This is a genomic window from Sanyastnella coralliicola, from assembly GCF_030845195.1.
In the GTDB taxonomy this organism is placed as follows: domain Bacteria; phylum Bacteroidota; class Bacteroidia; order Flavobacteriales_D; family Sanyastnellaceae; genus Sanyastnella; species Sanyastnella coralliicola.
On sequence record NZ_CP132543.1, the window covers coordinates 2,712,560 to 2,733,702 of the forward strand.

Annotated in this window: 18 protein-coding genes; 10 read left to right on the forward strand and 8 right to left on the reverse strand. The window is 47.0% G+C overall.

Annotated features, from left to right (window positions below; genetic code table 11):
- Position 1 precedes the first annotated feature (1 nt).
- Positions 2-1,474, reverse strand: a complete 1,473-nt coding sequence (proS, locus tag RA156_RS11280; RefSeq protein ID WP_306640180.1) for a proline--tRNA ligase — start codon at positions 1,472-1,474, stop codon at positions 2-4.
- A gap of 109 nt (positions 1,475-1,583) precedes the next feature.
- On the opposite strand from proS, the gene RA156_RS11285 reads away from it, so the two are divergent.
- Positions 1,584-2,801 (forward strand): hypothetical protein, encoded by a 1,218-nt coding sequence (locus tag RA156_RS11285; protein WP_306640181.1) that lies wholly within the window; start codon positions 1,584-1,586, stop codon positions 2,799-2,801.
- A 17-nt stretch (positions 2,802-2,818) separates the two neighbouring features.
- Entirely contained in the window at positions 2,819-4,276 is a 1,458-nt protein-coding gene (locus RA156_RS11290) for an OmpP1/FadL family transporter (protein WP_306640182.1), read from the forward strand.
- Between the two features lie 59 nt (positions 4,277-4,335).
- Here the strand turns inward: RA156_RS11290 and RA156_RS11295 are convergent, their stop codons facing one another.
- Positions 4,336-5,130: a zinc ribbon domain-containing protein gene (locus RA156_RS11295; RefSeq protein ID WP_306640183.1), complete on the reverse strand. Its 795-nt coding sequence runs from the start codon at positions 5,128-5,130 to the stop codon at positions 4,336-4,338.
- 3 nt (positions 5,131-5,133) lie between these two features.
- On the reverse strand, positions 5,134-6,228 hold the full coding sequence (locus RA156_RS11300; RefSeq protein WP_306640184.1) for a Nif3-like dinuclear metal center hexameric protein: 1,095 nt from the start codon (positions 6,226-6,228) through the stop codon (positions 5,134-5,136).
- A 30-nt stretch (positions 6,229-6,258) separates the two neighbouring features.
- Between RA156_RS11300 and lpxK the strand changes: the two genes are divergently transcribed.
- The 3 genes from lpxK to RA156_RS11315 all read left to right on the forward strand — a co-directional run bounded on the left by lpxK (position 6,259) and on the right by RA156_RS11315 (position 9,302).
- Complete coding sequence (gene lpxK / locus RA156_RS11305) at positions 6,259-7,284, forward strand: tetraacyldisaccharide 4'-kinase (RefSeq protein ID WP_306640185.1); 1,026 nt, start codon at positions 6,259-6,261, stop codon at positions 7,282-7,284.
- 85 nt (positions 7,285-7,369) lie between these two features.
- Positions 7,370-8,518, forward strand: a complete 1,149-nt coding sequence (locus RA156_RS11310) for a TlpA disulfide reductase family protein (protein WP_306640186.1) — start codon at positions 7,370-7,372, stop codon at positions 8,516-8,518.
- A gap of 10 nt (positions 8,519-8,528) precedes the next feature.
- Positions 8,529-9,302 (forward strand): UDP-2,3-diacylglucosamine diphosphatase, encoded by a 774-nt coding sequence (locus RA156_RS11315; RefSeq protein ID WP_306640187.1) that lies wholly within the window; start codon positions 8,529-8,531, stop codon positions 9,300-9,302.
- Here RA156_RS11315 and gap read toward each other — a convergent pair.
- The 4 genes from gap to RA156_RS11335 all read right to left on the reverse strand — a co-directional run bounded on the left by gap (position 9,292) and on the right by RA156_RS11335 (position 15,369).
- A complete protein-coding gene (gene gap / locus RA156_RS11320; protein ID WP_306640188.1) occupies positions 9,292-10,293 on the reverse strand; it encodes a type I glyceraldehyde-3-phosphate dehydrogenase in 1,002 nt (333 codons plus the stop codon). The two genes, RA156_RS11315 and gap, sit on opposite strands and share 11 nt — an antisense overlap.
- A gap of 70 nt (positions 10,294-10,363) precedes the next feature.
- Complete coding sequence (locus RA156_RS11325; RefSeq protein WP_306640189.1) at positions 10,364-13,621, reverse strand: T9SS type A sorting domain-containing protein; 3,258 nt, start codon at positions 13,619-13,621, stop codon at positions 10,364-10,366.
- Positions 13,622-13,738: 117 nt separating this feature from the next.
- Positions 13,739-14,617, reverse strand: coding sequence for a lipoyl synthase (lipA, locus tag RA156_RS11330; protein WP_306640190.1), 879 nt, complete (start codon positions 14,615-14,617; stop codon positions 13,739-13,741).
- Positions 14,614-15,369: a hypothetical protein gene (locus RA156_RS11335; RefSeq protein WP_306640191.1), complete on the reverse strand. Its 756-nt coding sequence runs from the start codon at positions 15,367-15,369 to the stop codon at positions 14,614-14,616. Before RA156_RS11335 ends, lipA begins: the two co-directional genes overlap by 4 nt.
- 66 nt (positions 15,370-15,435) lie before the next feature.
- Here RA156_RS11335 and RA156_RS11340 point away from each other — a divergent pair, with 66 nt between their 5' ends.
- A complete protein-coding gene (locus tag RA156_RS11340; RefSeq protein ID WP_306640193.1) occupies positions 15,436-15,837 on the forward strand; it encodes an OsmC family protein in 402 nt (133 codons plus the stop codon).
- Between the two features lie 8 nt (positions 15,838-15,845).
- On the opposite strand, the gene RA156_RS11345 is transcribed toward RA156_RS11340, so the two are convergent.
- Positions 15,846-15,977: a hypothetical protein gene (locus tag RA156_RS11345; RefSeq protein WP_306640194.1), complete on the reverse strand. Its 132-nt coding sequence runs from the start codon at positions 15,975-15,977 to the stop codon at positions 15,846-15,848.
- A gap of 142 nt (positions 15,978-16,119) precedes the next feature.
- Between RA156_RS11345 and RA156_RS11350 the strand changes: the two genes are divergently transcribed.
- From RA156_RS11350 to rlmB, 4 genes are read left to right on the forward strand one after another with little or no spacing between them, the layout of a single operon-like run.
- Positions 16,120-17,715: a BamA/TamA family outer membrane protein gene (locus RA156_RS11350; RefSeq protein WP_306640195.1), complete on the forward strand. Its 1,596-nt coding sequence runs from the start codon at positions 16,120-16,122 to the stop codon at positions 17,713-17,715.
- A gap of 3 nt (positions 17,716-17,718) precedes the next feature.
- Positions 17,719-19,092 (forward strand): DNA recombination protein RmuC, encoded by a 1,374-nt coding sequence (locus RA156_RS11355; RefSeq protein ID WP_306640196.1) that lies wholly within the window; start codon positions 17,719-17,721, stop codon positions 19,090-19,092.
- Positions 19,085-20,332 carry a GWxTD domain-containing protein gene (locus RA156_RS11360; protein ID WP_306640198.1) on the forward strand — a complete coding sequence of 416 codons (1,248 nt, stop codon included), beginning with the start codon at positions 19,085-19,087 and terminating at the stop codon, positions 20,330-20,332. The genes RA156_RS11355 and RA156_RS11360 overlap by 8 nt, the downstream gene beginning before the upstream one ends.
- Positions 20,329-21,081: a 23S rRNA (guanosine(2251)-2'-O)-methyltransferase RlmB gene (rlmB, locus tag RA156_RS11365; protein WP_306640200.1), complete on the forward strand. Its 753-nt coding sequence runs from the start codon at positions 20,329-20,331 to the stop codon at positions 21,079-21,081. The genes RA156_RS11360 and rlmB overlap by 4 nt, the downstream gene beginning before the upstream one ends.
- Positions 21,082-21,143 lie beyond the last annotated feature (62 nt).

The window sequence follows — 21,143 nt, forward strand, 5'->3', positions numbered from 1 at the left end:
ATTAATATGCTTTAGCGAACAGAACGCGGCGCTTCGATGGGTTGCCAGTGTAAACACACTTCCCTTCCTCTTCTACTGAATCGTAAGGGATGCAACGGATCGTCGCCTTCGTTTCGTTCTTAATTTTGTCTTCTGTTTCAGCTGTACCGTCCCAGTGTGCTTCAATGAAGCCGCCTTTGTTTTCAAGTACATCTTTGAAGGTATCCCAATCGTCAACCTTCGTGGTGTGGTCTGCGCGGTAAGCACGTGCCTTGTTCACCAAGTTATCCTGAATCTCATCCATCAACGCCGCTACGTGTGCTGCAGCTTTGTCGAGTGGCACCAATTCTTTTTCACCTGTATCACGACGAGCAATTTCCACTGTTCCATTTTCCATGTCGCGTGGACCCATCGCAATACGTACTGGCACTCCTTTCAATTCGTACTCAGCGAATTTCCATCCTGAGCGTTTTGAATCGTCGTCATCCAACTTCACCGTCAAACCAGCCTTACGAAGGTCTGCACAAATCGCTTCTCCTTTCTCACGAATTTGTGCCAATTGCTCCTCTCCCTTATAAATAGGAACAAACACCGCGTGAATTGGAGCCAACTTTGGAGGTAGTACCAATCCCTTATCGTCACTGTGGGTCATGATCAAAGCTCCCATCAGGCGTGTTGAAACACCCCATGAAGTAGCCCAAACGTAATCCATCTTCCCTTCCTTCGGCTGGAACTTAACATCGAAAGCCTTCGCAAAGTTCTGTCCTAAGAAGTGTGATGTTCCCGCTTGAAGTGCCTTACCGTCTTGCATCAAAGCCTCGATACAGTGAGTGTCTTCTGCTCCAGCGAAGCGTTCCGACTCTGTCTTCACTCCTTTCACTACTGGCATGGCCATCCAATTTTCCGCAAAGTCAGCGTACACACGAAGCATCTGCTCCGTTTCTGCAATCGCCTCTTCTTTTGTGGCGTGCGCCGTATGGCCTTCTTGCCATAGGAACTCCGCCGTACGGAGGAATAGACGCGTACGCATCTCCCAACGCACCACATTCGCCCACTGGTTTACCAAGATCGGTAGGTCACGGTAACTCTGAATCCAATTCTTATAAGTATTCCAGATAATGGTTTCGGAGGTTGGACGAACAATCAATTCTTCTTCCAGACGTGCGTCTGGATCAACTACAACACCCTTTCCATTCGGGTCATTCATCAGACGGTAGTGCGTAACAACAGCACATTCCTTGGCAAAACCTTCCACGTGAGCAGCTTCCTTACTCATGTATGATTTTGGGATAAACAAGGGGAAGTAAGCGTTCTGGTGTCCTGTCTCTTTGAACATGCCATCCAATACATCGCGCATCTTTTCCCAGATCGCGAATCCATATGGTTTGATTACCATACACCCCTTCACATCAGAGTGCTGTGCAAGGTCTGCTTGTACAACCAATTCGTTGTACCATTTTGAATAATCATCTGAACGTGCCGTCAGCTTTGCCATTCTGGTATAATCTTTGCAGTTAATGAAGTGTGCAAAGTAACAAAATTATTACCTTGAGTCTGGTGTCAAAGCGGCTCCAATTCAGGTGGTTTAACGTAGTACAGGTATCATGAAACAGTTCATTCTCTTCTTCAGCGCTGCCTTCCTCCTCACGCTCATGTCGTGTGGCCCGCAGCGATATACGTCAGCTCCAGTTTATGAAGACGACGACATCTACTTTAACCCCGGCGATGTTTACATCTCAGAGCGTGAAGCTGATGAGTACAGTGATTATGTCAATGAAGACGCTAGCGCGGAATCGGACACATCCACTGATGACCACTACGAAGAAGACTACTACGATCCGAACCGTGCCGCTGAAAATGCGCAGAACGTAACGATCAACAACTACTACGGCAATCAGTGGGGAGCAAACAATTGGCGTCCTCGATGGAACCGCTTTAATCGTCCTGGTTTAACGATCGGCTTTGCAACAGGTTGGAATACCCCAGGATATTGGAGCTTGAACTACAACTACCCATTTGCCAACAATTACTACTACGGCTACAGCGCTTTCGGCTGGTCTCCTTGGGGACCAGGATACGACCCATTCTACGATCCTTTCGCATGGAATAACCCTTGGGCGAATCCATGGAACACCGGATGGAATGGCGGCTGGAACAACGTCTGTTACGGCTGGGGTGGCGTACCGTGGTACTACAACCCAAATAGTTTCTACAACCCTTACTTTGGTTACGGTGGAGCTGGTAACCCATGGTGGGCTGGAGATACTTGGGCAAACAATACTTCGTACACCTACGGTCCGAACAACAATTTCTGGACAACCACTACCAATGGAAGCAACTACGGCGATGGAACCTTCTACGAGTCTCCATACCGCAGAACAACACCTCAGGTAGCTGTAGAAGATCGTCCTATGAATACCAATCGTCCTGGTGATACCACACGCCCAGATGCGGCACGCGAAGACAATACGTCTACCCGACCGTCACGTCCGGCGAGCGAGTCACGCGACGATTACTACAACCCAACTCGTCCTGATCGCGATTCACAGCGAACAGAGCGTACCAACAATTGGAACAACAACTCGAATTCAAATTCGACTCGCGATACACAGCCTACGTACCGTCCGAACACGAACAACTCACGCAACAATAGCGGGACACGTCCGAGTTCGAACAGTCGAAACAACTCGAGTACGCGAAGCAATTCTAGTCGCAGCAATTCTAACCGAAGCAGCGGTTCAAGCCGCAGCACGAATTCAAGAAGTAGCTCTGGAAGTAAATCGAAGAGCTCTTCATCACGCGGAGGACGTTCACCGAGGTAAGAAAGTATATGGGTAAATTGAAGTTGATCATATGGGTAGCATGTAGCTTCCTCGGGCTGAGTGCGCTTGCACAAAACGAAGAAGATGCGCTGCGCTACTCATTGGTAGAGCCACTCGGAACTGCGCGATTCACGGGAATGGGCGGAGCCTTCGGAGCGGTAGGAGGAGATTTCTCTTCACTATCGTGGAACCCGGCGGGTGTAGCAGTATATCGCAGAAACGACCTGAACATGTCGTTAAGCGTGAGTTCAATGACTACAGATGCGAACTACGAAAACACCTTGGTCAGCCAGACACAAAATGCATTCCACCTCCCTCAAATTGGGGTAGTTGGAGCATATCAGAAAGACGATGCTGACTGGCGCTTCTTCAACTTCGCCATTGGATATCAGAAACTGCGCAACTTCAATCAATCGTTCACGGTCAGAGGAGATGTACAAGACAACTCGCTACTCGATGTCTTCCGTGCGCAAGCCGAAGGCACTGATTTCAACTTGTTAGCAGACGCCTTCCCTTTCACCGCTGACCTTGCATGGAATACCTTCTTGCTCGACACCTTGAACTCCGCGAATCCGAGTAGCTACGTGACGGCGATTCCTTACGGACAAGCCACACAACAAATGCGCATGGAGACCAGCGGTCACATGGGTGAAACGGTATTGAGCTTTGGAGGGAACTTCCAAGACAAGTTCTACTTCGGAGCTACACTTGGTTTCCCGGTTGTTCGATACAACCGCGAGGTGACGTATACAGAGTCGAATCTCGATGAAGACGTTGACCTCGCTAGCTTCACTTACACAGATGAGCTAGTGACAAACGGCAACGGGATCAACATCAAACTCGGAACCATCTACCGCGCTACAAAGTGGCTGAGACTTGGAGCTGCGTGGCATAGCCCAACAGCATTGAGCTTTAGTGATGTCTGGGACTCAGAAATGAGCTCATTCTTTAAAGATGGAGATCAGTTCACTGCCAACGCACAAGGTGGGTTTGATTACAACCTACGTACGCCAGGCAGATACATCGGTAGCGCCGCCTTCCTACTCGGACGATACGGGATCATCAGTGCAGACTACCACTACATTGATTACTCGAATGCCAAACTACGTGCATCGAACCTGATACCAGATCCTTATGATTTCAACTCGGAGAACGCGACCATCAACTCGCTTTACCGAGGTACGCATAACGTACGCATCGGTGCAGAATGGCGCGTGACTCGTCCTTTCAGACTACGTGCTGGTTATGCCATGAGCCAACATCCTTACGCAGATGTCTCTGAGAGCTATTACACGAACACCACGACCATTTCAGGCGGACTTGAGTGGCGAACGGAATCGTGGTACATCTCTGGGGCTTACCAACAGCGAACGAATACAGATGAGCTGTACTTGTATGATCCTGCGTTGGTAGATGTGACAACGATCGACCAGTCGAAAGGCGAGTTCTTGGTAACGATCGGAATCAGATATTAGGACAAGAAAAAAGCAGCACCTTTCGGTACTGCTCTCTCACATTCTGGCTAACGCGAAAATTACTTCGCGATCTTTTTCATTTCTTTCGCAACAAGCTTATCCATCTTCTCACGCTCTTCTTCAGCTAGCTCCATATCAACGAGGATACGTCCGCTGTGCTCATCTACGATGATCTTCTTGCGGGCAGCAACGTCAATCTGCTTCTGTGGTGGAATTTTGATGAATGAACCTGCAGATGCTTCACGCTCGATTGGCACAACAGCCAAACCGTTCTTTGAAGCTCCACGGATACGATCGTAAGCTGTTACCAAACGCTCTTCGATTTTCTTCTTCATCGCGTCAGACTTCTGAACGAGGATTTCCTCTTCCATTTTTGTCTCTGCAATGATCTCGTCAAGCTCTGATTTCTTTGCTTCCAAGTCACCTTCGCGACCTTCGAGCTTCTCCTTCGCACCATCGATCACTTCTTGCTTATGCACTTTCTGTGCATTGTGCTCCTTGATCTTCTTCTCACAAAGCTGGATCTCCAATCCTTGGAATTCGATCTCCTTGCTCAGCGAATCGTACTCACGGTTGTTACGTACGTTGTTCTGCTGCTCTTCGTATTTCTTGATCAGGTCTTTCGACTCTGCAATTTTGTTTCGGCGATCAGAGATCTGCTGATCGATGTCATCGATCTCCTCTTGTACTTTGGCCACGCGAGTTCTCAATCCTTCAATCTCGTCTTCGAGATCCTGAACTTCCAATGGAAGCTCACCTCGGATGATTCTGATCTTATCGATCTTTGAGTCGATCACCTGCAGTGCATATAGTGAACGAAGCTTGTCTTCAGCGGTGGTTACCTTTTTGGCCATACCTTAATAATAGTTTACCGGATTCGTGTTGATGTCGCACAAATGAACGGCAAAGGTAGGAAAATTCTCCTTGAGAACCTTCTGAATCAATTCACTTGTCCGATGCTCTGATTCCCAGTGCCCAATGTCAGCCAAAACAAGCTGATCTTCCGCATCAAAAAACTGATGATACTTGATGTCAGAAGTGATGTATACATCTGCCTGTTTCCCTTTCGCTGCGCCGAGTAGAAAGAAGCCAGACCCTCCACATAAGGCGATACGCTGCACTTTGTCTTTAAGCACTTTGGTATGCTTGATCACAGAAATATTCAAGGCCTTCTTCGCATGATCAAAGAAGTCTTTGATATCCATAGGAGCTTCGAGCTCACCAATCATTCCAGAACCGATGTAGGGATGCTCGTTTTTCAACTGGTACCGATCGTAGGCCACCTCTTCATAGGGATGACTCATCACCATGGCAGTTAATACCGAGCGCATCTTCCACTGTTCCACAATCACTTCAATCTTCACTTCGTCTTCCACATGGCGCTTGCCTTGCTCACCAACGAAGGCATTGGTCCCCTCTCCGCCTCTGAAAGTTCCTTGACCTGGTGTGTTGAAGCTACATTCGTCGTAGTTCCCAATTTCACCAGCGCCAGCCTCAAAGAGTGCATTGCGCACCGAATCAGCGTGACTCTGTGGAGTAAATACCACAAGCTTCTCAAGCAAGTCTTTCTTTGGAGACAGTATTTGAGGGTCTTTGATTCCGAGCAATTCGCAGAAGTAAGCGTTCACTCCTGAATTTACACTATCGAGATTCGTGTGAATCGCATAGATCGCAACATCGTGCTTGATGGCTTTCATCACCGTGCGCTGCACATAGCCCTTTCCATTGAATCGTTTGATTCCTCCAAATACAATCGGGTGGTGAGCAATGACCAGATTACATCCTCTATCAATCGCCTCATCGATCACAGATTCAATGCAATCCAGTGTCACAAGCGCTCCAGTGACTTCCATGGAATGGTCACCAACGATCAACCCTGAATTGTCATAGCTTTCTTGTAGCGAAGGCGGTGCCCATTGCTCTAATACACGAAGTAATTCTCCAAGCTTCATTTTCGTTGTACTTTGGCGCTAAAGTTACACATGAAGAAACTCCGGCGACTGCTTTTTCCATTTTCCTTCATCTATGCCCTGGTGATTTACCTACGGAATAAGCTCTTCGATGCCGGAATTCTGACCAGTGCGGCGGGTTCACTTCCCACGCTAGTGGTGGGAAACGTACATGTAGGCGGAACAGGAAAAACACCACACACGCGCTTCTTCCTCAGTCAATTAAGCGACCTCAACCCCGCGGTACTCAGCAGAGGTTACGGAAGAAGCTCCAAAGGCTTCATCGAAGTCGATCTATCCATGCCCGTCGAAAAAACGGGAGATGAAATTCGCCTCTACAAGCGGAGTCATCCAAGAGCGAAAGCTGTGGTTTGTGAAGATCGTTTGACGGGGGTACAGCGAATTAAAGAATCAGGACACGAAGGAATTGTCATTCTGGATGACGCCATGCAACACCGCAAGCTGATGCCGGATGCCCTTGTGGCGCTGGTGAGAGCAGACAGCTTGCACGAGTTAGACTTGTACCTGCCTGCTGGCGATTTACGTGATGGAAAATACCGACTGAAAAAAGCGGATGCCGTCATCATTACCGGATGGAACCCCGCGATGGATGATGTGGTGAAGGAATCTGAGCTCCGCGCATTATTGAGACTCGATGCCAGCACCCCGCTATTCAAATCACAAATCGCCTACGGAACGCTTTCTCCTTTGCAACAGGATTCGGTACAACAGCGTGATGATATCAAACGTATCATCCTGGTTACAGGAATTGCGCATCCTGCGGGGTTGCATACACAGATTTCTAAAGAGCACACGATTGTTGAACACTTCCACTATCGTGATCATGCTTCTTTTGATGCGAGTGATCTAGAATCTTGGCGAACTGCACTCGCCAATCATAATGCTGACGCCATTATTACCACCGAGAAAGACCTCGTACGAATGGAAGGCTTGAGCAATGTGGAGACCTTGCCGATTTGGTACCAACCTATGACCGTAGAGATTGAGGGTGCCGAAACGTTAACGACTCTTCTGCGAAAAAAGCTAAATAGACCCTGAGTTTGACTAAAGAATGCAAAGTCAAAAGAAACTCGTTTTACCTAATGCATGATTTTCAGGATATTTGTCATCTAAGTTCGAATCCATGACTAAGAAACTTCTATATATCATTGGCGCATCTGCGCTCTTCGCGGCGTGTAGTGCCGGACCACAAACAGGAATCTCTGGGAACATCAAAGGCGCTGCCGGCGAGATGATCTACCTCGAGCGTTTTGTGAATAACCGAGCAGTAGCTACTGACTCCGCTTTGATTGCCGAAGACGGAAGTTTTTCGATCGTTCCTCAACAAGGAATGGATCTCAACTTCTACCAATTGAAAATCGATGATGAACGTCGATTGGTGTTCTTGTCAGATTCAACAGAGGCTCTTCACGTCACTGCTGATAGCGAAGACATTCGCACTACACTTCAGTTCAGTGGATCGCGCCACAGCCAATTGCTCGACGAATTCCAAGATGCAATTCGTCCGTTAGAAATGCAGTTGATTGACTTGCGCAAGATCAGTCAAGACGCAGGCAAGAGCCAAGAAGAACGCAGTCAAGCATTCCAACAGCAAGTAGACCTTCAAAATGAGAAGCGTTCCATTGCCTTGAAGTTCATTGAAGACAATAGTACTTCACCTGCTTCACTCGCTGCATTGAATGAACTCAACCTCAAGCAAGACCTTGATAAGTACAAGAAAGTAGCCGACGACTTGAAAACAAGCTTCGGACACTCGTACTACTACAAGATGGTGACCTCTCAGATTGACAACGCTGGTAAGCAACAAGCTGCAGGTGGTCAACAGCAGGCGCCAAAGAATAGCAAATACACAACCGGAATGGATGCCCCAGACATTGCGATGTCTGATCCTGATGGAAACGTAATGAAGCTGAGCGACCTTCGTGGAAAGGTGGTCATGATTGACTTCTGGGCTTCATGGTGTGGACCTTGTCGTCGTGAGAACCCGAACGTGGTCAAAGCTTACGAAAAGTACAACCCGAAAGGATTCGAAATTTTCAGTGTATCACTTGATAAAGATGTTGAACGCTGGAAGGCGGCCATCGCACAAGACGGACTCCTATGGCCTAATCACGTAAGTGATCTTCAAGGATGGAAAAATGCAGCTTCACAAGCCTACGGCGTGAGCAGTATTCCTCATACTATTCTAGTGGGACGTGATGGGAAGATTGTAGCTACTCACCTTCGTGGTGCGCAACTAGAAGCGAAGTTGGCTGAGCTATTTGAAAGCTGATTCTCCCCCATTGAATCCAACAATTTCTGACACCCTCTTACCAGAAGGCAAAAAGATTTATTTCGCCTCTGACTTTCATTTAGGCATTCCCAATGAAGAGGAAAGCCTGAAGCGAGAGAAGCGCATTGTGCAGTGGCTTACTGACATTGCACCAACGGCGCATGAAATCTTTCTTGTTGGAGACATCTTTGACTTTTGGTTTGAATACAAACACGCCATCCCTCGAGGATATACACGCCTCCTCGGTAAAATTGCCGAGCTCACAGATAGCGGCATCCCAGTGCATGTCTTCACTGGAAACCATGACATGTGGATGTTTGACTACCTCCCGAAAGAACTTGGGGTGACCATATTCCGTGACCCCATTTCTCGCTCATGGAATGGGAAACGATTCTACATTGGCCATGGAGATGGCCTAGGCCCAGGTGATCACGGTTATAAATTCATCAAGAAAGTATTCCGCAACAAGCTTTGTCAATGGTTGTTCGCCCGACTTCATCCGAACTTCGGCATTGCGATGGCCAATTTCTGGTCGCGTTCTAGCCGCAAGGCAGGAGAAGAAAAAGACAAAGTCTTCCTTGGTGATGAAAACGAATGGTTGGTCATCTATTCCAACGAAATCTTGGAAACAGAAGATTACGACCACTTTGTTTTTGGCCACCGGCACTTACCACTTGAAATCAAGCTCAATAAAGGGGCGAAATACACCAATCTAGGCGATTGGATAAGTCATTACACCTACGGTGAATTTGACGGGCAGGAAATGCGTCTCCTTAAGCTTTAGCCAATAGCCTGATCATATCCACCATCCGGTGGCTGTATCCCATTTCATTATCGTACCATCCAACGATCTTCACCATGTTGCCAATGACGGAAGTCAAGAGTCCATCCATGATGCACGAATGGCTATTGCCGATAATGTCACTAGACACGATCGGATCTTCGGTATACTGGAACACTCCGGGGTAACGGTCTTTCGCTGCTTTCTCGAATTGAGCATTCAACTTGGCAACAGGGATCGGGTTCTTTACGATACACGTAATATCCGTTAACGACCCATCAGGTACAGGCACGCGAATCCCACATCCTCCCATCACATCTGATAGTCCAGGGAAAATGCGCGTTAAGGCTTTCGCAGCTCCTGTAGTTGTCGGAACAATTGATTCTGCGGCTGCTCGTCCTCTGCGCAGATCTCGGTGAGGTCGATCCTGGATATGTTGATCACCAGTGTAAGAGTGCACTGTCGTGATGTAACACGATTCAATATCGCACAGCTCATTCAGAAGCTGGATCATGGGTGCAGCGCTATTGGTTGTACAGCTCGCATTAGACACCACACGTTCCGATCCATCCAACGAGTCTTCATTTACTCCGAGGACGATGGTCTTAACACTATCATCTTCTGGCGGCGCTGAGATCACTACCTGCTTTGCTCCGGCATCTAAATGCACTTGAGACTTCGTTGCGCTTTTGAACATCCCGGTACATTCCAAGACGATATCAACGTCTAACGCTCCCCATGGAAGGTCAGCGGGATTGGCTTTGGAAAAAAGTAAGGGAGACTGATTGCCGAAATGGAGTCTTCCTTCAGAAAGCGAAACTTCTCCGGGAAATACGCGGTGTACGGTATCGTACTTGAACAAGTGAGCGAGAGACTCCGCGTCGTACTTATCATTGATCGCTACCAACTCGATGTCTTCGGCGTTAGCCAGAACACGAGAAGTAATCCGACCAATACGGCCATATCCATTGATGGCCACCTTGATCTTCTTCATGATGCAAAGATGAGGAAAGAAAAAAGCCGACCCTCACGGATCGGCTCTTTCTTATTCTATTCGGATAATTTTATTTCATCACAACGAAGTGAGCCGTTTCAAGGCTACCGTTCGCTTCTACTCCAACAATGTAGTTACCATTTGATAGGTCAGCTGCATCGATTTGTAGAATGTGGTTTCCTGCGGCAAGGTTTCCTACGTTCTCTTGAAGAACAAGTTGACCTGTGCTGCTGAATACTGTCATGCGAACGTCGCTAGAAGTTGCAAGTTCAAGGCTGATCTGAGCAACGTCTGCCGTTACTGGGTTCGGGAATACAAGTAGACCGGCTACTGTTTCTTCGAAATCATCTCCAGGCTCGTCAACAGAAACAAATGTGTATGCGTCAGACTTGAAGATACCACGACCGTGCGTACCTGCGTAAATCATACCGCTGTTCGTTGGGTAAGTGAAACGAGATGAAGAACGCCACTGCTGCTTCACGTCGAATACTGGACAAGCAAAAGCTTCTTGGCTTAGTCCCATTCCTTCGTTTGAAGGAACCCAAGTGTCACCACCGTCGTTAGTCACCCACATACCGAACTCAGTACCAACAACAATCGTCTGTCCTGTTTCGTCAGTTACGTCGATGATCGCATCGTAACATGGCATTCCAGCAAGGTCACCTGAAACCCAGATATTCGAGAACGTTGGGTTTTCTGACATTGCGTTGAATGACTCACGTACTTTCTGAGAACCACCGTATCCACCGATAGTGATGACAACGTGATCAGGATTATTTGGATCAATCGCTACACCAGTAACTGCGTTACCAGTTGAGAAGATTTCGTCGAACTGAAGTACATCAGCGTATCCATCTCCATCCGGTACACCGTCGTCATCAAAGTCTCCAGTTGCCAATCCAGTTGAGTTATTCAATGTATCAATCGCAGACTCGTCTGTCCACATCTGATCCAGACCAGAGATACGCCATAGTTTTCCATCCCAACCACTTACTAGCATGACATCACCAGCTTCTGGGTGGTCACCTACTACGTACTCGATCGCTTTTGCACCACCACCGTTTGGAGCATCTCCAAGACGGAACCAGTTAGGAGTTACGTTGAAGTTCAATCCTTGACGTGTCATCCAGATACCTTCGCTTCCGCGGAATCCGATCGTCAACATCGATGAATATTCATCTTTTACGATGATCTGCTCGCGAACATTGTAAAGTGTATCTGACTCGTAGAAGTACTCCGTCTCACAGAAGATGTCGATATCAAATACCGGCTCCATTGTGTACGTAGTATCGAAGTCTACAGTAATACAGATGGTAGAGTCAAGTGGCTCAAAGTAGAAACAAGAGTCAACAGGGATGATCTCATCGATGACTTCTTCCTCTCCAATCTGAGTGAAAGTAGTATCACAAGTAACAATCTCTTCTGTCAAATCTTGTGGATCTAGCCAGAAGTATCCGTGTGCGTCTTCCGTCAATTCTTCAGTTGTAGTCACCGCTGGACGAATCAACTCTTCCCAGTAACGAAGCTCTAGTCCTTCTGGCATGGTCCACTCAAAGTTGATGTCCATGTTGTTCGTCTGTAGGATGAACGTCGAATCAGAGATTGTTTCTTCGTATGGGTTGATGAGGATGATTCCTTCTTGGCTCAATTCATCTTCTGTTTCCTCGTAAAGGCGGATACACGTGTAGAACTGCCCTAAGTCACCGTTATCATCAATCAAGTCAATGATTTCATCGTCGTAGATATCACCGATACCACCGTCTGCAGTTACACGGTAAAGAACACCGTTCTGAGAAGTAGTGAAAGCAACTTGCTGCTGTGCATCAGTTACCTGTGGAATCGCACAATCGAATCCGTCACCACCAGTTACGTCAATGGCAGAAAGGTCACTCAATAGAGATCCATCTTCAGGGATGAAGTGTGAACCGTTATCCTGAGTACCACCAATCACACCGTTTCCTGGAGGGTAAGCGATACCGTAGTATTGTGTTACGTTGAATCCGCGGTTAGCCTCGATGTACGTGTCTCCGTTATCGAAAGACTTGTAAAGACCACCGTCGGTCAATGTCCACATCACTCCTGCTGGAGAGTATACTACTTCGTGAACGTCAGCGTGAACGTCGATGTCAATTCCTGGAGCATCGAATGAGAATGCTGCAAGCTCTGGAGTGTAGTCAGGACCAGCACGCCAGATCTCGATACCACCTACGTAAGCCAATTCCGGCTCAAGTGGTGAAGCACCAAGTGCTAGATCGTAGATACCTTGGTTACGTGGAAGTGGGGTAGACTCGTCAATTCCACCAGGCCAAATCTCATCCCAAGTCAACCCGTTGTCTTCTGAGTGGTAAAGACCACCGAAGAAACCAGCTGAAGTAGCGTACACTGCATAAGCGTGCTCTGGGTTCTGAGGTACTACATAAACACGTGCACGACCGATACCACTTTGTGGAAGTTCGCCGTCACCGTTTCCAAATTCTTCTTCGAATTCTGTGAATGAGCTGTTTGTAGAACGGTATACACGTCCTGCACCAGCAACTACAAGCATGTAGCTACCATCGTCAGCGATGTGGATATCCTGTACCGCGTTTCCTGGAAGACCGTCAGCTACACCCATGAACAACTCACCGTTGTCGATGTAACCGAATCCAGCGTCAGCACCAACGTATACTCGCGTACTGTTGTTAGGATCCGTTTCCATAGCGTCTACAGCTGTCCAGTCACCGCTTCCAAGCAAACCTGGATCAGTGTCAGGGATGATCGCCCAAGTTTCACCACCATCAGTAGAGCGGTAAACACCTTGGCCGCGGAATCCAGAACCACCTTCACCGCCAGCACCGTCAAACAATGACCCAGTACCAACGTAGATGTCTCCGTTTCCTGCCTGTGCAATTGACGTCACATTACAGTTAGGGAATGTCATCACCTGGTTCCAAGTATCTCCTTGGTTAGTAGATTTCCAGAGACCTCCAGAAACACCACCTGTCATCAGGTTATTTTCATCCATGATTAAAAGACCACGGCAACGTCCACCGACGTTATCTGGTCCCATTTCGATCCAAGAAATTGGATCTGAATCTTTTTGCGTAGCAACTTGTCGAGAGTATTTCTCAACAGCCGCTTTCATGCGGATGTAGTCTTCTGGTTCTACTTGACCAGTTTCTACGTTTGCACGAAGTTGTTGGTACACGTCAAGTGCACCTAAGTAATCTCCTTCAACTTGATCAGCTGTTCTTGGAGCATAGTCAGCAACGGTAGTGTCTTGCTGCGAAAAGATCACAGCGCACGATACCAATGCCGTCGCGCCGAAGATGTACAGTAGCGTTCTCATTCTCATTTTATCTAGAATTATCCGAAACAATGGGTAGCAATTTACAACAATTAACACTCCATCTGAAGGTCATGTTCCCAAACTGCGGCCGTAAATATACAAGTCAAGACCACAAAATCAGAATACATGCTTTTCAGCATGATAACTTGAGCGTACAAGAGGTCCACTTTCAACGAAGCGGAATCCTTTCTCTAAGCCCAACTTTTCATAGAATGCAAATTGCTCTGGATGGATGAAGTCTTGAACCGGCAAGTGCTTAGGTGTAGGCTGTAGGTATTGCCCTAGCGTCAATACATCCACACCAACAGAGCGAAGATCATCCATGGTTTCAATCACTTCATCTTCGGTCTCACCAAGCCCCAACATAACACCTGACTTCGTCTTCATTCCACCTTGTTTGAGTCTCCTCAGGACTTCAAGACTTCGGTCATATTTGGCCTGAATTCGTACCTGCTTGGTCAACCTTCGTACCGTTTCAAGATTGTGTGAAACGATTTCCGGTGCCACATCAATGACGCGTTGAAGGTTATCCCACTTTCCTGCAAAGTCAGGAATCAGTGTTTCAAGGGTAGTCGTTGGACTCTGACGACGAATAGCTCGTACCGTCATGGCCCAAATTTCAGAACCTCCATCTGCTAAGTCATCGCGGTCTACCGAAGTAATGACTGCGTGCTTCACTCCCATGAGCTTCACTGACTTTGCCACACGTGCCGGTTCGAACATATCTACCTCATCTGGTCTTCCTGTGACCACTGAGCAAAAACCACAGCTTCGCGTACAAATGTTACCAAGGATCATGAACGTTGCCGTTCCTTCTCCCCAACACTCACCCATATTCGGGCAGTTACCACTTTCGCAAATAGTGTGAAGCTTGTGTTCAGATACGATGTTGCGGACTTTCTTGTACTCCTCCCCTGTAGGAAGTTTTACGCGAAGCCACTTTGGTTTAGGAACACGCTTGCGTTCCTGAACGTTAGATACAACTGGTTCTGTCATCCGTTGACATTATACTTTTTGCCAACAAAGAAATTAAGGAAGAAAGTGAAGAAGAATTGCTGATTGTTCGCCACGCGATCTTCAGCCATGATAGGAATCTCTCTTAGATATGCATCCAATGTGACCCCGGCTTCTAGTCCTTTCAATCGATCTTTCTCGTTGGAGTACTCAAAATTGAATGCAAATTTAACAAAGCCGCCGGGATGAAGTTTCAAATCATCCAAGCCATTTAAGCCTGACGCTCGTCCGTAGATATCATCAAAGAAGTGACGATCAGGATCATAGCGCTCCGTAGCTAAATACTGGTAAGGAATCGCCGGGTATCCGATCTCCAGATATACCGGTTTTGTGATACCTAATGACGGTCCACCGGTCAGTGTATACCCCACTTGAACCCCGCTTTTACGGAGCTTCTCAGTAATGATCTTGCGGTATCCAAATGAAGGACGCAAGATGTAGAGGTTGTTCACTTTACCATAAACGTAGCTGCGACTATCTTCATAAACGGGGTTGTAACTCTTCACCTCTTTTGGGTGCTTCATGTTCACCGCGTCTATACCGAGTAGCATAATCTTCTTGGCCCCTTGGTATTTTCCCCACTGAAAGAAACCACCCAACCCATTCGAATGGAGCTGCAAGCCACCAGACATTTGATGAGAATAGATGATTACTGGTTCGTCATAGAGCTCGTTTTGAGCCGCAACAGAACCTGCGAAGAAAACAGTCGATATGAGGAATAAAAGCCTATACATTTGCGGAACTACGCTTGTCTTGTAAATATACAATTAACAACGGGGGAACCCGAATAAAAGTTCATCATGAATTACAAAGTAGAATACAACGGTGACTTGAGAACCACCGCTTTACATATTAAGTCTGGAGAACAAGTCATCACAGACGCTCCCACGGATAACAACGGCCAAGGACGTTACTTTTCGCCAACAGACTTGACCAGCGCTTCTCTAGCAAGTTGCATGATGACCATCGTGGGGATCAGCGCCAACAATCACGGAATTACCATTGAATCGATGTCGGCGGAAGTGACAAAAAAAATGGCTTCCAACCCACGTAGGATCGAAGCCATTCAAATAAATCTATCTATATCAGCAGGTGAGCTGGATGAGAAACAAAAGGAAATCCTAAGCCGAGCAGCTCAGACATGTCCTGTTGCTATGAGTCTACATCCTGATATCGATCAAGACGTCCAGATCACGTTCTAATTTCTCCGTTACTTCTGCGCAGGAGTTTCAATTTCTACTTTGCTGTACGCAGCACACGCTTGTTTGTGTGGTGTACAAGAGGCTGCTAACATGCCCACTGCAGCGAGGAGCAATACAAATCCAAATACTTTTTTCATCATTAATCAGGTTACGTCGGTTTCTTTCTATGCTAAAAGTCGCCAACTCGTCGTTACCTAATACGTAAGGTTTCTAATTTTGTTTCACAGGTTTATTCACAAGTCAGCGATCTATCGATTTAACGCAGTTCAATGCGCGCTTATTGTGATCCTGTTTTTTCTTTTTTTCGCCGTATCGGCGGAACGCTTCGCTTCTTTCGGACAGTCACAATTGAAGGTGATTTCTTCCACTGACACAACAAACTACGCGGTGACTAGCTCCACATGGAATGACTCGTTAACTTCTTATCTCACAACGCAGTATGAACAAGGATTCCTTGGGTGCACCCTTGACTCTACATACGCGGATTCTACACGGATCACCGCCCTGATCTCTGAAGGAAATCGCTTTTCCGCGTTCAGCGAAATAGGTATACCAAGCGGAGAGAATCTTGAAAAGCTGGCCCTAAGCGAAATCAGGGTTTACGAGACCAATGGCTACCCTTTTGCCGTGGCTCATTTCGAAAATACCCTGGTGAATGACACTACTATCAATACCACGGTGCGGGTTGAACGCGGACCCGAATTCACCTTTGATAGCCTGATCATTCGATCGAATAAAAGCTTCAACCAGAATTACTTCCGTCAATTGACAGGTTGGAAAAAAGGAGAACAGTACGATGAACGCGTCATTGAAGAGGTGAACAAGAAGATCTCAGAACTGAGTTTCGTTCAGTTGCTTCAACCTTCTGAGGTTCTTTTTCGAGATGGCGAGGCAGATCTATACCTATATATAGACGACAAACCCGCGAACACTTTTGACGGGATCGTTGGTTTTCAACCTGACAATGAAACAGGGCAAGTTGTTTTTACCGGAGACGTCACCCTTGACCTTCAAAATGCATTGCGTAGAGGAGAGCATTTAAGCCTACGCTGGCGAAGACTCCAAGAAGCCACACAAAACCTTGAGGTCAAAGCCTCCCTTCCTTATATACTGAACACCCATATCGGAACCTGGGCTGAGATTAGCGTTTACCGGAGAGATACTTCTTTCACTCAAACACAACTGGAACTTGCACTTGGCTATGTACTCGGACAAGACAAATACCTCCGTGCCTTTGCCGAACGATGGATTTCAAATCAACTGAGCGAAGAGGTGAGTTCGGTCAACGATGTCAACATTGATCGCTATGGTCTGGCCTTTCAAACCTATCAATTAGACTATCGTCGGAACCCAAGATCTGGTTTCTTCACCTACTTCGAAGGAAGTGTTGGCGCCAAGCGATTGGTGATTAGCTCAGAAGAAAATCGGGAAGTACGAAATGACCAGTACCAGTTTCTGGCAAATGTCGAAGGATACCTCCCGGTGAAAGACCGTTTTGTTTGGGGACTCCGTTTTCAAGGAGGAAGTAAGATCGACACCACCCTTCAGTTCAATGAAAACTTCAGAATTGGAGGGCTCACCACCTTGCGTGGATTCGATGAAGAATCGATCTTCGCTTCTAGTTACGGAATTGCTACCGCCGAACTAAAGTTCATCATCGATCAAAATTCAGCTGCCTTCGTCTTCTTTGACCAAGGATGGTATGAACGAAACAATGATGACTATCTTAGTGATACCCCTTTCGGTTTCGGTCTCGGAACGGTCATCGGGACGAAGAACGGATCATTCAGATTGGTGTATGCTCTGGGTAGCGAACGCGATAACCCTATCCTTGTAAGGAATGGGAAAATACATTTTGGCTTTATAAATCGTTTCTAATACATGGACTTGCTAGCGTTATTAATCGGATTGTTGATTGGCCTCGTTTTGGGGGTAATCATTGCGATTCTTCTTAAACGAGGGAAGACCAATGACGCACCACTCATCGGACGTCTGGAATCTGAGATCGCTTCTAGTCAAGACAAGATTGAAGAAGCGCATGGCGCGTTCCTCAGAGAGCAAAAAGAACATCAAAATACACGCAACCAAGCCACCCAACTGGAAGCGGAAAACCACTTCTTGAAACAATCTGCTGTTGCACAAGAAGAGAGCTTCAAGGAGCAACGTGGCAAACTCGAAGAAGAGCTGAAGCAGATGCGTGAAAATCTGCGGGATCAGTTTAAGAACCTCGCCAACGAAATTCTCGACGAGAAGTCGAAAAAATTCACTGAGCTGAACAGCACGAAGATGGGTGAGATCCTTGATCCATTGAAAACAGAAATCAGTGGATTTAAGAAACGCGTCGAAGAAGTTTACAACGAAGAGAATAAAGAACGACACCTACTCAAACACAAAATTGATGAGCTCCAAGCGCTCAACGAACGTCTGAGTTCGGATGCCGAGAACCTTACCAAAGCCCTCAAAGGCGACAGCAAAACCCAAGGTGACTGGGGTGAAGCACAGCTTGAGGTAATCCTGGAAAAGGCCGGGCTCCAAAAGGAAACCCACTACCAAACACAAACCGTGCTTGCAGATGATGAAGGCAAGAAGAAGAAACCTGACTTCGTCATCAACCTTCCTGAAGAGAAACAACTCATTATCGACGCGAAAGTCTCTTTAACGGCCTACGAACGCTTTCATGCTGCAGAGACAGATGATGAACGCAATGCCGCATTAAAAGGGCACATTGATAGCATTCGAGCACACATCAAAGAGCTTGGAACGAAAGACTACGAGAAGCTTTACGAGATCAATAGTCCAGACTTCGTTTTGATGTTTGTACCCATTGAGGCGGCACTCTTCCTTGCGCTGAACAACGAGCGCGACCTTTATGAAGAAGCCCTCAAACGGAACGTAGTGATCGTTTCAACTACCACGCTTCTCGCTACAATGAGAACAGTACGTTATATCTGGACACAAGAAGATCAGCGGAATAACATCCGTGAAATCGTGAAACAGGTTGAACTGCTTTACAACAAGTTCCGTGGCTTCACCCAAGACCTTCAAAAGGTGGGTAAAAGCATGGAAGATGGTAATAAAGCATATACAGCGGCAATGAATAAACTCTCCGAAGGGAAAGGAAACCTCATTAGTCGCGTCGAACGAATCCGCAGCATGTCGGGTTATAAACCGAAAGACCCTATTGAAAAAGGGCTCTTAGACAAAGCGATGGATAGTGATCAACTTCCACAAGATCAAGCGTATGAGAATGAATAAATGGCTTCTATTCTGCTGTGTTGCTGCCTTACTTAGTGCGTGTTCTGTTCAACAGACCAAAAGCACTACTTCTAACCTGGTCAGTTATGATTGGGAGGTCATGCCAATGCACCCAGAAGTCATGGTTTATCATACGAGTGACAGCAAGAGCATGATCTATTTGGGGATTAGCAGTAGTGAATTGCTCTTTGCCCGAAACTCACCCGAATCACCTTTTGAAGCGCGTCTTGATTGCGACGTCATGATTGAGCGCATGCAACAAGGGGTATTCGTAGCTCACGACACCACAGACTTCGTGATGATCTACGAGAAAGAAAACGAACGAGATGGGATCATCATCAGTTCGAATGAGATCGACCTCGAGACCTTTGGCCGTTATCGATTCACCATTCAATTGACTGATTTGAATCGTCGATGGTCTTTCCAAACAAGCCTTGAAGTCAACAAATTTGAAGGTGGGAATAAAGAAGACTACCTCTTCACTTATGAAGACGGACTTCCCGTATTTGGTGAGATTCTGCGTACTGGCGAATTGGTAAAGTACACCACATCACGCGGCGATCAGAGCCTCTCATTGCGTCAATGGCAACCTAAAACAAAGCTCCCTCCTCCCCCCTATGTTCAGGGTTCGAGAAACTACCCAAGCTTACCTGACACCACCTCAGGACAAGAGATTGATAAGGACGAGATCTTCTTTGTGACCGAAGGACTGAATACCATGGTGAACGCCAATGGCGACATTATTCACAGCTTCTTGTCTCAAGGTGAAAGCTACCCAGAAATCAAGTCGGTTGACGACATGATGTTCAGCCTTCGTTACATCAGCGGACGAAGAGAATACGAACGTATCGAAGAAAGCAATTACCGCAAGAAAGAAATCGATGCGTTTTGGCTTGATTGCGGTGGATCCAAAGACCGTACACGTGAGCTCATCAAGATTTACTACCGCAGAGTTGAAGAGGCCAATCGATACTTCTCGTCTTCCATTGAAGGATGGAAAACAGATCGTGGGCTCATTCACATTGTCTTTGGCAACCCTACCAAGATCACGCGCGACAACGATCGCGAGACATGGATCTATGGAGAGGAGAACAACTTAAGCTCTATCACTTTCAACTTTTATCGCGAACGAAACCCTCTGAGCGACAACCTCTTCGTACTTGAACGCAATCCGTTGTTCAGAACTGATTGGGATCGTGCGGTGACCGCTTGGAGAAATGGTCGCATCTTTCAGGAATGAATCGTAAGAAAGATCAATTCATTTTCGGTTGGCACCCTGTACTAGAAGCCATCGAAACAGGTAAGGAAATCCAAAAAGTACTGGTTCAAAAAGGAGTACGCCACGACCGCTATGCGCAGGTAACTGGCTATGCTCGTGAACGTGAAATTCCCGTTCAATATGTGCCTACCCAAAAGCTAGATCGAATTACCAGGAAGGCCCACCAAGGAGTGATTGCCATCCTCTCTCCGATCGAGTTTGCTGATCTTTCTAATCTCATCGCTTCGATTTACGAAAACGGTGAAACCCCTCGCCTCTTGGCATGCGATGGCATCACCGATGTGCGGAATTTTGGTGCCATTTGCCGTTCTGCAGAGTGTTTTGGGTTTCATGGGGTCATCGTACCAGGAAAAGGAATGGCTCCGTTGAATGAAGACGCGATCAAAACCTCTTCTGGAGCATTGATGCGCCTTCCGATCTGCCGCGTCCCTGTGATGAATAAGGCGCTGACAGAAATGCAAGAAAGCGGCATTGAAGTCATCGGGATGACGGAGAAAACCGAACGCTTGATCTCTGATATTCAGCTATCTAAACCCACGTGTTTGGTCATGGGTAATGAAGAAACCGGGTTGAGTACAGACAGCCTCCGCACGTGTGATTACCTGGTTCGAATTCCGATGGATGGAAAGACTCAATCACTCAACGTTTCCGTTTCTGCCGCCATTGGCATGTACACAGTGATGACAGCCCAACATCGAAATGTGGATTAAGTCCACTGTAATTGTGTGTAAAAAGGCGTCCAACACCGCGCGAAATTTAGTTTCTTTGCTTA